Below are 15,435 nucleotides of genomic sequence, written 5' to 3'. Positions count from 1 at the left end.
GATGAACACCCAATATCGCAAGAGCCTGCCCGGTACCCAGCTGGACTACTTCGACACCCGCGCGGCGGTCGAAGCCATCCAGCCGGGTGCCTATGACAAGCTGCCGTACACCTCCCGCGTGCTGGCGGAACAGCTGGTTCGCCGCTGCGATCCGACCATGCTGACCGACTCGCTGAAGCAGATCATCGAGCGCAAGCGTGACCTGGACTTCCCGTGGTACCCGGCCCGTGTGGTCTGCCATGACATCCTCGGTCAGACCGCGCTGGTCGACCTGGCCGGCCTGCGCGATGCGATTGCCGAACAGGGCGGCGACCCGGCCAAGGTCAACCCGGTGGTGCCGACCCAGCTGATCGTCGATCACTCGCTGGCGGTTGAGTACGCGGGGTTCGATCCGGACGCCTTCGAGAAGAACCGCGCCGTGGAAGACCGTCGCAACGAAGACCGTTTCCACTTCATCGAGTGGACCAAGACGGCCTTCAAGAACGTCGACGTGATCCCGGCCGGCAACGGCATCATGCACCAGATCAACCTGGAGAAGATGTCTCCGGTGATCCAGGCCCGTGGCGGCGTGGCCTTCCCGGATACCTGCGTGGGTACCGACAGCCACACTCCGCACGTCGACGCCCTCGGCGTGATCGCCATCGGCGTCGGCGGTCTGGAAGCCGAAACCGTGATGCTCGGCCGTGCTTCGATGATGCGCCTGCCCGACATCGTCGGCGTCAAGCTGACCGGCAAGCATCAGCCCGGCATCACCTGCACCGACATCGTGCTGGCGCTGACCGAGTTCCTGCGCAAGGAGCGCGTGGTGGGTGCCTACGTCGAGTTCTTCGGCGACGGCGCTGCCAGCCTGAGCATCGGCGACCGCGCGACCATCTCCAACATGTGCCCGGAATACGGCGCCACCGCGGCGATGTTCTACATCGACCAGCAGACCATCGACTACCTCAAGCTGACCGGTCGCGAGCCGGAGCAGGTGGCCCTGGTCGAAAACTACGCCAAGACCACCGGCCTGTGGGCCGACGCGCTGGTCGAGGCCGAATACGAGCGCGTGCTCGAGTTCGATCTGTCCACCGTCGTGCGCAACATGGCCGGCCCGTCCAACCCGCACCGTCGCCTGCCGACCTCCGCCCTGCACGAGCGCGGCATTGCCGACGAGGCCAAGCTGGAAGCTGCCCGGGCCGAAGAGGCCGAAGGCCTGCTGCCGGATGGCGCGGTGATCATCGCCGCCATCACCAGCTGCACCAACACCTCCAACCCGCGCAACGTGGTCGCCGCCGGCCTGCTGGCCAAGAAGGCCAACGAGCTGGGTCTGGTGCGCAAGCCGTGGGTGAAGAGCTCGTTCGCACCGGGCTCCAAGGTCGCCAGGCTGTATCTGGAAGAAGCCGGTCTGCTGCCGGAGCTGGAAAAGCTCGGCTTCGGCATCGTCGCCTACGCCTGCACCACCTGCAACGGCATGTCCGGTGCGCTGGATCCGCAGATCCAGCAGGAAATCATCGATCGCGACCTGTACGCCACTGCCGTACTGTCCGGCAACCGCAACTTCGACGGCCGTATCCACCCGTACGCCAAGCAGGCCTTCCTCGCCTCGCCGCCGCTGGTGGTCGCCTACGCCATCGCCGGCACCGTGCGCTTCGACATCGAGAAGGATGTACTGGGTACCGACAAGAACGGCAACCCGATCACCCTGAAGGACCTGTGGCCGAGCGACGAGGAAATCGACGCCATCGTCGCCTCCTGCGTCAAGCCGGAGCAGTTCAAGCAGGTCTACATCCCGATGTTCGACCTGGGCGCGGTGGAAGAAGCCAAGAGCCCGCTGTACGACTGGCGTCCGATGTCCACCTACATCCGCCGTCCGCCGTACTGGGAAGGCGCGCTGGCCGGCGAGCGTACCCTCAAGGGCATGCGTCCGCTGGCGGTGCTGCCGGACAACATCACCACCGACCACCTGTCGCCGTCCAACGCCATCCTGCTCGACAGCGCCGCTGGCGAGTACCTGGCCAGGATGGGCCTGCCGGAGGAGGACTTCAACTCCTACGCCACCCACCGTGGCGACCATCTGACCGCCCAGCGCGCCACCTTTGCCAACCCGCAGTTGGTCAACGAAATGGCCGTGGTCGATGGCCAGGTGAAGAAGGGTTCGCTAGCGCGCGTCGAGCCGGATGGCAAGGTCATGCGCATGTGGGAAGCCATCGAAACCTACATGGAGCGCAAGCAGCCGCTGATCATCATCGCCGGTGCCGACTACGGTCAGGGCTCCTCGCGTGACTGGGCGGCCAAGGGCGTGCGTCTGGCCGGTGTCGAGGCTATCGCCGCCGAAGGCTTCGAGCGCATCCACCGTACCAACCTGGTCGGCATGGGCGTGCTGCCGCTGGAGTTCAAGGCCGGCGTCAACCGCAGGACCCTGGGCATCGACGGCACCGAAACCTTCGACGTGAAGGGCGATATCTCGCCGCGCTGCGACCTGACCCTGGTCATCCAGCGCAAGAACGGCGAAACCGTCGAAGTGCCGGTCACCTGCCGTCTGGACACCGCCGAAGAGGTCTCGGTCTACGCGGCCGGTGGCGTGCTGCAGCGCTTCGCCAAGGACTTCCTCGGCCAGGCCTGACCGGCTTGCCGTCCGGTCCCCGCCTTGCTGCCATCGGCAGCGGGGTGGCTGGCCGGCTCTGGCAGGCCCACGCATTCCCATTCCTGTGCTGCCAGCCGGCAGCACAGTCTCATGAGGACAAGATTTCCATGGCTCATGTACCCCAGATCCGTGTTCCGGCCACCTATATTCGTGGCGGCACCAGCAAGGGTGTGTTCTTCCGTCTGCAGGATCTGCCACAAGCCTGCCAGGTGCCGGGCGAGGCGCGTGACAAGCTGCTGCTGCGCGTGATCGGCAGCCCCGATCCGTACGGCCAGCAGATCGACGGCATGGGTGGTGCGACTTCCAGTACCTCCAAGACCGTGATCGTCGCCAGGAGCGAGCAGCCGGATCACGATGTCGATTACCTGTTCGGTCAGGTGGCGATCAACAAGGCATTCGTAGACTGGTCGGGCAACTGCGGCAACCTGACCGCTGCGGTCGGTGCCTTTGCCATTGCTGGTGGTTTGGTTGATCCGGCACGCATTCCGCAGAACGGCATCTGCACCGTGCGTATCTGGCAGAAGAACATCAGCAAGACCATTATCGCCCATGTGCCGATCACCAACGGTGAAGTGCAGGAAACCGGCGATTTCGAGCTGGACGGCGTGACCTTCCCGGCCGCCGAGGTGGTCATCGAGTTCATGGATCCGGCCGACGGCGAAGGCTCGATGTTCCCCACCGGCAACGTGGTCGATGAGCTGGAAGTGCCGGGCATCGGTACCTTCAAGGCCACCATGATCAACTCCGGCATTCCGACCATCTTCCTCAATGCCGCCGATATCGGTTACACCGGTACCGAGCTGCAGAAGGACATCAACTCGGATGCCGAGGCGCTGGCGCGTTTTGAGACCATGCGTGCCTACGGCGCGGTGAAGATGGGCCTGATTGCGGATATCTCCGAAGCGGTCGCCCGTCAGCACACGCCGAAGATCGCCTTCGTCGCCCCGGCTACCGACTACGTGGCTTCCAGCGGCAAGCAGGTGGCGGCCAGCGATATCGACGTCTGCGTGCGCGCGCTGTCGATGGGCAAGCTGCACCACGCCATGATGGGCACCGCCTCAGTGGCCATCGCCACCGCCGCTGCGGTGCCGGGCACCTTGGTCAACCTGGCGGCCGGTGGTGGCCAGCGTGAAGCGGTGACCTTCGGCCATCCGTCCGGCACCCTGCGCGTCGGCGCGGCGGCGGCAGAAGTCAACGGCGAGTGGACCGCCACCAAGGCGGTCATGAGCCGCAGCGCCCGTGTGTTGATGGAAGGCTGGGTGCGTGTGCCTGGGAATGCATTCTGAGGTGAACTACCGGCTGGAGAGTGCCACCCGTGGCGTGATGCGCCTTCCAGAACGCCTGGCATGGCTGGACAGGACGTTGCGGAAGCCCCGCTGCGGCGCAGTCAACCCACCCGGGAGGCGCCTCGCTCAAACGTTTCGTCGATCCGCTTGTGATTCGGTCTGCGGCGTTCGAGCGGCAAGCGACACGAAAAGTCCGGGGTTGGAGAGCCCCGGTTTTTTCGGGTTTGCACATCCAGTTTCGAGAGGCGGCTGTTTATTTCAGTCGCCGTTCCACACCCTTTTCGACAAGGATCTTGGCCGAGATCTCTTCCACCGAGAAATGGGTGGAATTGATATAGGGAATGTTTTCGCGACGCAGCATTTGCTCCACTTCGCGCACCTCGAACTCGCACTGGGCGAAGCTGGAATAGCGGCTGTTCGGCTTGCGCTCGTGGCGGATGGCGGCCAGGCGCTCGCTGTCGATGGTCAGGCCGAACAGCTTGTCCCGATAGGGTTTGAGAGCCGCCGGCAGCTGCAGGCGCTCCATGTCTTCTTCCGTGAGTGGGTAATTGGCGGCGCGGATGCCATACTGCATGGCCATGTAAAGGCAGGTTGGGGTCTTGCCGCTGCGGGAGACGCCCAGCAGGATCAGGTCGGCCTTGTCGTAGTAGTGGGTGCGAGCGCCGTCGTCGTTGTCGAGGGCGAAGTTCACCGCCTCGATGCGCTCCATGTAGTGGGCGTTGTGACTGATGGAGTGCGATTTGCCCACGGAGTAGGAAGAGTGGGAAGCCAGTTCGTGTTCCAGTGGTGAAAGAAAGGTCGAAAAGATATCAATCATGAATCCGTTGGATTTGGCCAGAATGTCACGGATCTCTTGATTGACGACGGTGTCGAAAATGATCGGCCGGGCACCATCCTTTTCCGCCGCAGAATTGATCTGCTGCACCATGCCGCGCGCTTTTTCCGCCGTGTCGATGTAGGGGCGCGTGAGTTTGGTGAAGGAAATGTTTTCGAATTGCGCCAGCAGGCTCTGGCCAAGGGTTTCCGCAGTGATACCCGTGCCGTCGGAGATGAAGAAAGCGGTTCGTTTCATTGCACCCTTGGCCTTAAGAACATGACGACAGTTAGGCTATGCTAAGTCCCGGCATTGCCGGGTATCCTTGCCCGGCATTGTCACTTATTTTCATGGGTCAAGCCAGAATCGCGCGGAGAAGGTCCCGCCTGAGCTTCCCATCCCTAGTGGAGAATTCATCTTGGTAGAGTACGTAGTTTCCCTTGACAAGCTCGGCGTCCACGATGTGGAGCGAGTAGGGGGCAAAAACGCATCCCTGGGCGAAATGATCAGCAACCTGTCCGGCGCCGGCGTATCCGTTCCCGGGGGCTTTGCCACTACCGCCCAGGCCTACCGTGACTTCCTCGAGCAAAGCGGTCTGAACGAGCGTATCCATGCAGCGCTCGACGCACTGGATGTGGATGACGTGAATGCGCTGGCGAAGACCGGTGCACAGATTCGCCAATGGGTGATGGAGGCCGAGCTGCCCGCGCAGCTTGATACCGATATTCGCAGGGCCTTTGCTGAAATGGCTGGCGGCAACGAGCATCTGGCCGTGGCCGTGCGCTCCTCCGCCACGGCAGAGGACCTGCCCGACGCCTCCTTCGCCGGCCAGCAGGAAACCTTCCTCAACATCCGCGGTGTGGACAACGTGATCCGCGCGGCGAAGGAGGTCTTCGCCTCCCTCTTCAACGACCGTGCCATTGCCTATCGGGTACACCAGGGCTTCGATCACAGGCTGGTTGCCCTGTCTGCCGGCGTGCAGCGCATGGTGCGTTCGGAAACCGGCACTGCCGGCGTGATGTTCACCCTGGACACCGAGTCCGGTTTCCGTGACGTGGTGTTCATCACCGGTGCCTATGGTCTCGGTGAGACGGTGGTGCAGGGGGCGGTGAACCCCGATGAATTCTATGTGCACAAGCCGACCCTCGAGGCCGGCCGCCCTGCCATCCTGCGCCGCAACCTGGGCAGCAAGGCGATCAAGATGGTCTACGGCGAGGAAGCCAAGGCCGGCAAGTCGGTGAAGACCGTCGAAGTGAGCGGTGAGGATCGTACCCGCTTCTGCATCAGCGACGCCGAGGTCACCGAGTTGGCCAAGCAGGCGCTGATCATCGAGAAGCACTACGGGCGGCCGATGGACATCGAATGGGCCAAGGACGGCGACGATGGCAAGCTCTATGTCGTCCAGGCACGTCCGGAAACCGTGAAAAGTCGCGCCAGCGCCACCGTGATGGAGCGCTACCTGCTGAAGGAAACGGGCACTATCCTGGTCGAGGGGCGTGCCATCGGTCAGCGGATCGGGGCCGGCCCGGTCAAGGTGATCCACGATATCGCCGAAATGGACAAGGTCCAACCGGGCGATGTACTGGTTTCCGACATGACCGACCCGGACTGGGAGCCGATCATGAAGCGCGCCAGCGCCATCGTCACCAACCGGGGCGGGCGTACCTGCCATGCGGCGATCATCGCCCGCGAGCTGGGCATCCCGGCGGTCGTAGGCTGCGGCAACGCCACCAGCGTACTGCAGGATGGCCAGGGCGTGACCGTCTCCTGTGCCGAAGGCGATACCGGTTACATCTTCAAGGGCGAACTGGGCTTCGATATCCGCAAGAACTCCATCGATGCCATGCCGCAGCTGCCGTTCAAGATCATGATGAACGTCGGCAACCCGGACCGGGCCTTCGATTTCGCCCAGTTGCCGAACGAGGGCGTAGGCCTGGCCCGCCTGGAGTTCATCATCAACCGCATGATCGGTGTGCACCCCAAGGCGCTGCTGAACTTCGCCAGCCTGCCGCCGGAAATCAAGGCCAGCGTCGAGAAGCGCATCGCCGGCTATGACGATCCGGTCGGCTTCTACGTCGAGAAGCTGGTCGAGGGCATCAGCACCCTGGCCGCCGCCTTCTGGCCGAAGAAGGTCATCGTGCGCATGTCCGACTTCAAGTCCAACGAGTATGCCAACCTGATCGGCGGCAAGCTCTACGAGCCGGAGGAAGAGAACCCGATGCTCGGCTTCCGCGGCGCCTCGCGCTATATCAGCGAATCTTTCCGCGACTGCTTCGAGCTGGAGTGCCGGGCGATCAAGAAGGTGCGCAACGAGATGGGACTGAGCAACGTCGAGATCATGATCCCCTTCGTGCGCACGCCGGGTGAGGCCAGTCAGGTCATCGACCTGCTCGGCAGCCATGACCTCAAGCGTGGAGAGAATGGCCTGCGCGTGATCATGATGTGCGAGTTGCCTTCCAACGCGCTGCTGGCCGAGGAGTTTCTCGAGTACTTCGATGGCTTTTCCATCGGCTCCAACGACCTGACCCAGCTGACCCTGGGCCTGGACCGCGACTCGGGTATCGTTGCCCACCTGTTCGATGAGCGGAACGCTGCCGTGAAGAAGTTGCTGTCCAGCGCCATTCAGGCCTGCAACAAGGCCGGCAAGTACATCGGCATCTGCGGCCAGGGTCCGTCGGATCATCCGGATCTGGCCAAGTGGCTGATGGAGCAGGGGATCGACAGCATTTCGCTGAATCCGGACTCGGTGCTCGATACCTGGTTCTTCCTGGCCGAGGGACAGCTGGCCCACTGATTCCAGGTTGTCCCGATGAGCGAAAGAGGGGTGGGCCGGTTCCCACCCTTTTTTTGCTTGCGAATTTGTATATTCGACGTAGGTCGCTCCCTATCTGCGCCTTTTTCCGTCCGATTCGGCATTTCACCCACGCAGGTCCGTCGCTAAGATGTGCGGGCTGATCCGGCGCGGACATCTCCTTGTCGATGGAAGCGCCATGTTTGTCGCACTCGAGCGGTTGCTGCATCTGCATGAGGGATATCGGCGAACCTTCCGGATCGCGGGGCGCAACCTTTTACTGTTGATTGTCGACAATAATGCTGTGCTGCTGGAAAACCGATGCCCATATCAGGGGGCGGAACTGCAGGATGAAAAACCAGAGCGGGTGGATGTTGCGTTGTCGTCGGCACGGCATCGAGTTCGATCTGTCCTGCGGTCGGGCTCTGAATGGAAACTGCCCGGGATTGACCTTGTTCAGGCTCTGTCATGATGGAGATCGCATCGGTATCGATCTTCGGGCTTTCCGGCAACGGCCAGGAGGCGCTCATCTACCCTGTTGTAATTTTCCAGAGGAATTTTGCCATGCAATATGTCACCCCCGATCTGTGCGACGCCTATCCAGAACTGGTACAGGTGGTCGAGCCGATGTTCAACAACTTCGGTGGTCGTGATTCCTTCGGCGGCGAAATCGTCACCATCAAGTGCTTCGAGGACAACTCGCTGGTCAAGGACCAGGTCGATGTTGATGGCAAGGGCAAGGTGCTCGTGGTGGATGGTGGCGGTTCGCTGCGTCGCGCCCTGCTGGGCGACATGCTTGCTGAAAAGGCCGCTCGCAACGGCTGGGAAGGACTGGTCGTCTACGGTTGCATCCGCGATGTGGATGTGATTGCCCAGACCGACCTCGGCGTCCAGGCCTTGGCTACCCATCCGATGAAAACCGACAAGCGCGGCATCGGCGACCTGAACATTCCGGTGACCTTCGGTGGCGTCACCTTCCGGCCGGGCGAGTACCTGTATGCCGACAACAACGGTATCATCATCTCCCCCGAGCCTCTGAAAATGCCCGAGTAATCGCTGTCCCGAGCCTGCCGCAACCCCTTGGCCGGGTTAGGTCCAACCCTGCGCAAGGGGGCAGGCAGGCCGCTCGTTTTCCTCGCGGCTGATTGTCCATGAGCGGCTCGGCGATGTGGATCGTTCGACGTTTGGTTGGGCTCGAATGTGACCTGCTGGTAAGCGACCTCGTCTAGGCGTTACATCCAGAGAGGTGCGCATGCACGATCCATTCGAAGAGTCCTTACGCGACCTGCTCCAGTCTTCGGCGCTCACCCATGATGACAATGCAGCATTGGGGCGTGTCCTGAAAACGGCCAACCGCCAGGCAGGTGCGGGCGATCTGTTCGCCCTCCTAGGGCATTGGTTCGAGGCGCTGATGATCGGGCTGAACAACGGATCGCCTCATATCATGCCTGTCTCTCGTCGTGGCACTCTCGATTCTTCCGCAGATAAGGCTGACTGAAATGGAACTCGACCCCTGGACTCAAAGCCTGGTTGTTGTAATGAAAGCGCTTTGGACTAAGGTAGCCAGCTTCATTCCCAATCTGTTCGTTGCTCTGATCGTGGTGCTGCTCGGCTTCGTCGTGGCCAAGCTGCTCGATACGCTGCTGTCCAAGTTGCTGGCAAAGGTGGGGCTGGATCGTCTTATGTCGGGTACCGGACTGACCCGGCTGCTGGTCCGGATCGGCATTCAGGTGCCGGTTTCGACCCTGATCGGCAGAATCGTCTATTGGTTCGTGCTCCTCGTATTCATGGTTTCGGCTGCCGAATCCCTCGGTCTGGCGCGAGTTTCCGCGACCCTGGACGTGCTGGCGCTCTATCTGCCTAAGGTCTTCGGCGCGGCGCTGATTCTGCTGGCCGGACTGCTGCTGGCGCAGTTGGTCAATGGCCTGGTGCGTGGCGCAGCAGAAGGCGTCGGGCTCGACTATGCCAACGGGCTCGGGCGCGTCGTGCAGGGGCTGGTGATCATCATCAGCATCTCCGTGGCGATCGGTCAGCTGGAGATCAAGACCGATCTGCTCAATACAGTCGTGGCCATCGTGCTGATCTCCGTGGGCGTGGCGGTTGCCCTGGCATTGGGCCTGGGCAGCCGCGAAATTGCCGGTCAGATCATTGCCGGCATCTATGTCCGCGAGCTTTACCGGGTAGGGCAGGCGGTCCGGATCGGTGACCTCGAGGGGCAGATCGAGGAGATCGGCACGGTCAAGACGATACTGCTGACCACCCATGGCGAACTGGTTTCGCTGGCCAACCGCTCTCTGCTGGATGAACGGGTTAGCAGTCGTTAGGGCGAAGATCTGCTAATCTATGCCGCCAATTTGAACCAGAGGTCTGGGCTTTGGCGGCCGCGACCCGACTGCCAGCCTTTCTTGTCTTGAACACAGACCACCCACTTTCTTCGCGATACGATCCCAGGGAGTTGTCCGACGAGGAGCTGGTTGAGCGTGCACATGCCGAGCTTTTCCACATTACCCGGGCCTACGCGGAGTTGATGCAGCGCTATCAGCGCACGCTGTTCAATGTCTGTGCCAGATATTTGGGTAACGAACGGGACGCTGATGATGTTTGTCAGGAGGTCATGCTCAAGGTTCTCTACGGTTTGAAGCATTTCGAAGGCAAGTCGAAATTCAAGACTTGGCTTTATAGCATCACCTACAACGAATGTATTACCCAATACCGGAAAGAGCGAAGAAAACGACGCCTGATGGATGCCCTGAGTCTCGATCCACTGGAAGAGGCTTCGGAAGAAAAGGCGCCGAAACTGGAAGAGCGGGGCGGCCTTGACCGCTGGTTGGTACACGTCAATCCTATTGACCGGGAGATCCTGGTGCTTCGTTTTGTCGCAGAGCTGGAGTTCCAGGAAATTGCCGACATCATGCATATGGGCTTGAGTGCCACTAAAATGCGTTACAAGCGGGCTCTAGACCGGTTGCGGGAAAAATTCTCGGGGCTTGCTGAACCTTAGCTTGACAGCTAGCCTCTTAGCGAATAGCGATCTCAGTCCTCTAATTGAAAGCAAATCGAGATTGTCTTTACCGTCAAACACCACGATGGGGAAATACGGATGAAACTGAAAAACACCTTGGGCGTCTTTATTGGCTCAGTGGTCGCCGCATCTTCGTTCAGCGTGCTGGCTCAAGGCCAGGGCGCGGTTGAGGTGGAGGCTTTTGCCAAGCATTATTTCAGCGATGAAAGTTCTCGCGACTTCGAAAACGATGAGGCCGAGCTGTATGGCGCATCCATTGGCTACTTTCTGACCGATGATGTGGAGTTGGCCCTGTCGCATGGCGTTTACAGGGACGTGACCACCGAGGAGACGATAGGCGATGGTGGCCACAAGGATATCAAAGGCGAGCTGACCTCCCTTGATGCCATCTACCACTTCGGCGAGCCGGCCGCTGGCCTGCGCCCCTATGTATCCGGTGGTTTCGCCCATCAGAGCATTGGTCAGGCCCGCGGTGGGCGTAACCAGAGCACCTACGCCAACCTCGGTGCCGGTGTGAAGTGGTATTTGACCGACATGCTCTATGCCCGTGCCGGTGTGGACGGTATGTACAACTTCGACGACGACCAGGCCGAATGGCAGGCCGGCGTGGGTATCGGCCTGAACTTCGGCGGCAGTGCAGGCAAGAAAGAGCCGGCTCCGGAACCGGTAGCCGAAGTCTGCGCCGACGTCGACAACGATGGCGTCTGCGATAACGTCGACCGCTGCCCGGACACCCCCGCCAACACCACCGTCGATGCCGAGGGTTGCACCGCTGTCGCCGAAGTGGTTCGCGTCGAGCTGGACGTCAAGTTCGACTTCGACAAGGCGAAAGTCAAGGAAGAAAGCTACGCCGATATCAAGAACCTGGCTGACTTCATGAACCAGTACCCGCAGACCAGCACCACCGTGGAAGGTCACACCGACTCCGTCGGTACGGACGCCTACAACCAGAAGCTGTCCGAACGTCGCGCCAACGCAGTGCGTGATGTGCTGGTCAACGAGTACGGTGTGGAAGGCAACCGCGTGGACTCCGTCGGTTACGGCGAGTCCCGCCCGGTGGCCGACAACGCTACCGAGTCCGGCCGTGCGATCAACCGTCGCGTGGAAGCGGAAGTGGAAGCCCAAGCCAAGTAATTCCGGCAGGCGCTTCAAGAAAAACCCGGCATTGCCGGGTTTTTCTTTTTCTACGAGATGAAGGGGGCCTTGGGCTTCAGGTCTCAAGCGAGCCCCGGAACGGGGGCCGGCAGGCTTCGATCGGGGGACTTGAGGCGTTCAGGCTGTCCGGGCCATGAGTTGTGGCTGGGCGACGGCGGCGACCTCGCCGATCACCAGAATCGCCGGGCTCTTCAGGCGGAAGGCGGCAGCGTCCTGCTGCATGGCGCCGAGGCTGCTGCGGCATTCGCGCTGCTGCGGCAGCGAGGCGTTCTCGATCATCGCCACCGGCATGTCGGTACTCATGCCGCCGCCCAGCAGGCCGTCACGGATGTCGGCCAGTTTGGCCACGCCCATGTAGACCACCAGGGTGGTGCCGCTCTGCGCCAGCGCCGGCCAGTTGAGGCTGCTGTCGTCCTGGGTGTGGGCGGTGACCAGGGTCACGCCACGGGCCACGCCGCGCAGGGTCAGCGGGATGTCGCACTGGGTGGCGCCGGCCAGCCCGGCGGTGATGCCGTTGACGATCTCGGTGGCGATGCCGTGCCCGGCCAGCCAGTCGGCTTCCTCGCTGCCGCGGCCGAAGATGCAAGGGTCGCCGCCCTTCAGGCGCGCCACGCACTTGCCCTGGCGGGCGTAGCGCAGCATCAGGCGGTGGATGAAGTCCTGGGGCGTGGAGCGGCAGCCGCCGCGCTTGCCGACGCCGATCACCCGGGCCTGCGGGCAGTGCTCGAGCACCGCCGGATTGACCAGATCGTCGATCAGCACCACCTCGGCCTCGCCCAGGGCGCGCACGGCCTTGAGGGTCAGCAGTTCCGGGTCGCCCGGGCCGGCACCGATCAGCCAGACTTTTGCGCTCATCTTCACCACCTCTCGTATCACCTGTGTAGGGTGGGTTAGCCGCTTGCGGCGTAACCCGCCAACGATGCCGCCAGGCATCGCGATTGCCGGCCTTGCGGCCGGTCGGTGGATTACGACCTGCGGTCTAACCCACCCTACGGTTTCATTGCGACTCAGGCCGGGGCCTTCACCGGCTGGGCCAGCAGCCGCTTGATTTCCGGTACGCAGGAGCCGCAGCTGGTGCCGCACTTGAGTTCCTGCTTGAGGCCGTCGAGGTCGAGGCCGCGCTTGATGCCTTCGCGGATCGCGGTATCGCTGACGTTCATGCAACTGCACACCGTCTTGCCCTTGCAGCCCCCGGCGTTGCCCGGCGGGGTGCTGAGCGGAGCGAGCAGCCAGCGGCGCAGGTCGGCGTCGGCCTTGCCTTCCTCCCACAGCGCCTTCAGCCAGTCGCGCGCGGCGGTTTCGCCGGCCAGGCGGATGGCGTGGATGCGCCCATCTTCGATGCGCACGCGCTTGCCGACGGTGCGCCGCGGATCGTCGTAGGCCAGCACCGGGCCTTCGTCGAGACCTAGCAGGGTGTCGATCTGCGCCAGCAGTGTGGCATCGGGGGGCGCGGCGCTGGCGGCCTTGACCAGCAGGGCCGGGCGCTCGCGGCCGGTGAGGGTCAGGCTGGCATAGGCGAATTCCTCCAGCAGCGGGCGCAGCTTGGCGAAGCGCTGCTGCACGTCGCCCTCGACCAGGGCGAACAGCTGCCAGGGCAGCTCGACCTTCTCCACCTCGACTCCGGCATGCTTGAGTTCCGGCTGCTTGGACAGCGGGTCGAAAGCCGGCAGGGTCAGCACGTTGGTGCCCAGGCCCTTGAGGAAGCGGTCGCCCCAGTGCATCGGCAGGAAAGCCTGGCCGGGGCGCACGGCCTCGTCGGCCTGCACCGGCACGATCAGAGTGCCGCGGCGGCTGCGCAGCTTGACCAGATCGCCGCTGGCCAGGCGCCGGCGGCGCAGTTCGTCCGGGTGCAGGCTGAGCGCGGCCTCCTCGGCGTGGCCGAACAACTGGGCGACGGTACCGGTGCGGCTCATGCCGTGCCACTGATCGCGCAGGCGGCCGGTGTTGAGGGTCAGCGGATAGCGCGCTTCGCGTTTTTCCTGCGGCGCGCGGAACGGATCGGCCTGGAAGCGGGCGCGGCCGCTGGCAGTGGGGAATACCCCGTCGGCATACAGGCGCGGCGTACCACGGCTGGCACCGGCCGGGAATGGCCACTGCTGCGGGCCGAGGTCATCGATCAGTGCATGGCTCAAGCCGCTCAGGTCCAGATCGCGGCCGGCGGTGAGCTGCTTGTATTCCTCGAACAGCGCGGCCGGGCTGGCGAAGTCGAACAGGCTCGGCTGGCCGGGGCGCAGGTGGCGTTCCAGGCGGTGGGCGAAATCGCAGGTGATCGCCCAGTCGGTGCGCGCCTCGCCCGGCGCCGGCACGGCACGGCGCACATGGCTGACGCGCCGCTCGGAATTGGTGACGCTGCCTTCCTTCTCGCCCCAGCCGGAGGCGGGCAGCAGCAGGTCGGCGTAGCGACAGGTCTCGGTGGTGGCGTAGGCCTCCTGCACCACCACGAAGGGGCAGGTGGAGAGGGCTTCGTGGATCTTCTGCTGATCGGGCATCGACTGTGCCGGGTTGGTGCAGGCGATCCACAGCGCCTTGACCTTGCCGACCCTTACGGCCTCGAACAGCTCGATGGCGGTCAGGCCGGTAGTCTCCGGCAGGCTGTCGACGCCCCAGTAGCCGGCGACTTCGGCGCGGTGTTCGGCATTGCCGGCCTCGCGATGGCCGGGCAGCAGGTTGGCCAGGCTGCCGGTTTCGCGGCCGCCCATGGCGTTGGGCTGCCCGGTCAGGGAGAAGGGGCCGGCGCCGGGCTTGCCGATCTGTCCGGTGGCCAGGTGCAGGTTGATCAGCGCGCTGTTCTTGGCGCTGCCGCTGCTGGACTGGTTGAGCCCCATGCACCACAGCGACAGGAAGGATGGCGCCTTGCCGATCAGTTCGGCGCAGCTCTGCAGGCTGTCCACGGAGATGCCGCAGATATCGGCCACCGCCGCCGGGCTGTAGTCGCGCACCAGCTTCTTCAGTTCGTCGAAGCCCTCGGTGTGGGCGTCAATGAAGGTGCGGTCGATCCAGCCTTCCCACAGCAGAATGTGCAGGATGCCGTGGAACAGCGCCACGTCGGTGCCCGGCAGGATCGCCAGGTGCAGATCGGCCAGCTCGCAGGTGTCGGTGCGCCGCGGATCGACCACGATGATCTTCATCTCCGGGCGGCTGGCCTTGGCCGCTTCCAGGCGGCGGAACAGCACCGGGTGGGCGTAGGCCATGTTGCTGCCGGCGATCAGCAGGCAGTCGCTCTGCTCGATGTCCTCGTAGGAGCAGGGCGGAGCGTCGGCGCCGAGGCTGCGCTTGTAGCCGACCACCGCCGAGGACATGCACAGCCGCGAGTTGCTGTCGATGTTGTTGGTGCCGACCAGGGCGCGGGCCAGCTTGTTGAAGGCGTAGTAGTCCTCGGTCAGCAACTGGCCGGAGATGTAGAAGGCCACGCTGTCGGGGCCGTGCTCGCGGATGGTCTCGGCGAATACCACGGCGGCATGATCCAGCGCGCTGTCCCAGTCGGTGCGCGCCCGGACCAGGCCCTTGCCCAGGCGCAGCTCCGGATGGAGCGCGCGGGCGGCGAGGTCGCCGGTCAGGTGCAGGGTCGAGCCCTTGCTGCACAGCCGGCCGTAGTTGGCCGGGTGCTGCGGGTCGCCCTGCACGCCGCTGATGCGCTCGCCGTCGTGCTCGATCAGCACGCCGCAGCCGACGCCGCAATAGCAGCAGGTGGAGGCGGTGGTCTGGGTCGGCCGGGTCATGGCTGTCGCTCCGTGTCGTTCG

General features: G+C 63.3%; 12 protein-coding genes. 9 read left to right on the top strand and 3 right to left on the bottom strand.

Translation table 11 applies throughout. The annotated features are described in order from the left end of the window. Position 1: 1 nt before the first annotated feature. Together acnD and prpF are read left to right on the top strand one after the other, a co-directional pair. Positions 2 to 2,605, top strand: a complete 2,604-nt coding sequence (acnD, locus tag EV691_RS09975; protein WP_131302993.1) for a Fe/S-dependent 2-methylisocitrate dehydratase AcnD — start codon at positions 2 to 4, stop codon at positions 2,603 to 2,605. A gap of 128 nt (positions 2,606 to 2,733) precedes the next feature. Beyond that, a complete protein-coding gene (prpF, locus tag EV691_RS09970) occupies positions 2,734 to 3,912 on the top strand; it encodes a 2-methylaconitate cis-trans isomerase PrpF (RefSeq protein WP_131302995.1) in 1,179 nt (392 codons plus the stop codon). Positions 3,913 to 4,165: 253 nt separating this feature from the next. Here the strand turns inward: prpF and ppsR are convergent, their stop codons facing one another. Next, positions 4,166 to 4,984 (bottom strand): posphoenolpyruvate synthetase regulatory kinase/phosphorylase PpsR, encoded by an 819-nt coding sequence (gene ppsR, locus EV691_RS09965; protein ID WP_039804518.1) that lies wholly within the window; start codon positions 4,982 to 4,984, stop codon positions 4,166 to 4,168. 160 nt (positions 4,985 to 5,144) lie between these two features. Here ppsR and ppsA point away from each other — a divergent pair, with 160 nt between their 5' ends. The 7 genes from ppsA (at position 5,145) to EV691_RS09930 (ending at position 11,673) form a co-directional block, all read left to right on the top strand. Next, on the top strand, positions 5,145 to 7,520 hold the full coding sequence (ppsA, locus tag EV691_RS09960) for a phosphoenolpyruvate synthase (protein WP_131302997.1): 2,376 nt from the start codon (positions 5,145 to 5,147) through the stop codon (positions 7,518 to 7,520). 196 nt (positions 7,521 to 7,716) lie between these two features. Then, positions 7,717 to 7,989, top strand: coding sequence for a Rieske (2Fe-2S) protein (locus EV691_RS09955; protein ID WP_207390303.1), 273 nt, complete (start codon positions 7,717 to 7,719; stop codon positions 7,987 to 7,989). Between the two features lie 92 nt (positions 7,990 to 8,081). Further along, positions 8,082 to 8,570, top strand: coding sequence for a ribonuclease E activity regulator RraA (rraA, locus tag EV691_RS09950; RefSeq protein ID WP_131302999.1), 489 nt, complete (start codon positions 8,082 to 8,084; stop codon positions 8,568 to 8,570). 199 nt (positions 8,571 to 8,769) lie between these two features. Then, entirely contained in the window at positions 8,770 to 9,015 is a 246-nt protein-coding gene (locus EV691_RS09945) for a hypothetical protein (protein WP_039804510.1), read from the top strand. A gap of 1 nt (position 9,016) precedes the next feature. Continuing rightward, on the top strand, positions 9,017 to 9,841 hold the full coding sequence (locus EV691_RS09940; protein ID WP_131254470.1) for a mechanosensitive ion channel family protein: 825 nt from the start codon (positions 9,017 to 9,019) through the stop codon (positions 9,839 to 9,841). A gap of 86 nt (positions 9,842 to 9,927) precedes the next feature. Continuing rightward, positions 9,928 to 10,518 carry an RNA polymerase sigma factor SigX gene (gene sigX, locus EV691_RS09935; protein WP_039807849.1) on the top strand — a complete coding sequence of 197 codons (591 nt, stop codon included), beginning with the start codon at positions 9,928 to 9,930 and terminating at the stop codon, positions 10,516 to 10,518. Between the two features lie 99 nt (positions 10,519 to 10,617). Next, entirely contained in the window at positions 10,618 to 11,673 is a 1,056-nt protein-coding gene (locus EV691_RS09930; RefSeq protein ID WP_039804506.1) for an OmpA family protein, read from the top strand. Between the two features lie 138 nt (positions 11,674 to 11,811). Here the strand turns inward: EV691_RS09930 and cobA are convergent, their stop codons facing one another. Both cobA and EV691_RS09920 read right to left on the bottom strand, forming a co-directional pair. Continuing rightward, positions 11,812 to 12,549 carry a uroporphyrinogen-III C-methyltransferase gene (cobA, locus tag EV691_RS09925; RefSeq protein ID WP_039807847.1) on the bottom strand — a complete coding sequence of 246 codons (738 nt, stop codon included), beginning with the start codon at positions 12,547 to 12,549 and terminating at the stop codon, positions 11,812 to 11,814. Positions 12,550 to 12,701: 152 nt separating this feature from the next. Next, entirely contained in the window at positions 12,702 to 15,413 is a 2,712-nt protein-coding gene (locus EV691_RS09920; RefSeq protein WP_131303001.1) for a nitrate reductase, read from the bottom strand. Positions 15,414 to 15,435: the final 22 nt, after the last annotated feature.

The organism is Azotobacter chroococcum, from assembly GCF_004339665.1.
Taxonomy (GTDB): Bacteria; Pseudomonadota; Gammaproteobacteria; order Pseudomonadales; family Pseudomonadaceae; genus Azotobacter; species Azotobacter chroococcum.
The sequence above is the reverse complement of the archived record's forward strand: the minus strand, read 5'-3'. Positions and strand labels throughout refer to the sequence as shown.

Coding starts and splice junctions, on each gene's coding strand:
- ppsR (WP_039804518.1), bottom strand. CDS start 4,984: ATGAAACGAACCGCTTTCTTCATCTCCGACGGCACGGGTATCACTGCG.
- EV691_RS09930 (WP_039804506.1), top strand. CDS start 10,618: ATGAAACTGAAAAACACCTTGGGCGTCTTTATTGGCTCAGTGGTCGCC.
- prpF (WP_131302995.1), top strand. CDS start 2,734: ATGGCTCATGTACCCCAGATCCGTGTTCCGGCCACCTATATTCGTGGC.
- EV691_RS09945 (WP_039804510.1), top strand. CDS start 8,770: ATGCACGATCCATTCGAAGAGTCCTTACGCGACCTGCTCCAGTCTTCG.
- EV691_RS09940 (WP_131254470.1), top strand. CDS start 9,017: ATGGAACTCGACCCCTGGACTCAAAGCCTGGTTGTTGTAATGAAAGCG.
- EV691_RS09920 (WP_131303001.1), bottom strand. CDS start 15,413: ATGACCCGGCCGACCCAGACCACCGCCTCCACCTGCTGCTATTGCGGC.
- cobA (WP_039807847.1), bottom strand. CDS start 12,549: ATGAGCGCAAAAGTCTGGCTGATCGGTGCCGGCCCGGGCGACCCGGAA.
- acnD (WP_131302993.1), top strand. CDS start 2: ATGAACACCCAATATCGCAAGAGCCTGCCCGGTACCCAGCTGGACTAC.
- EV691_RS09955 (WP_207390303.1), top strand. CDS start 7,717: ATGTTTGTCGCACTCGAGCGGTTGCTGCATCTGCATGAGGGATATCGG.
- rraA (WP_131302999.1), top strand. CDS start 8,082: ATGCAATATGTCACCCCCGATCTGTGCGACGCCTATCCAGAACTGGTA.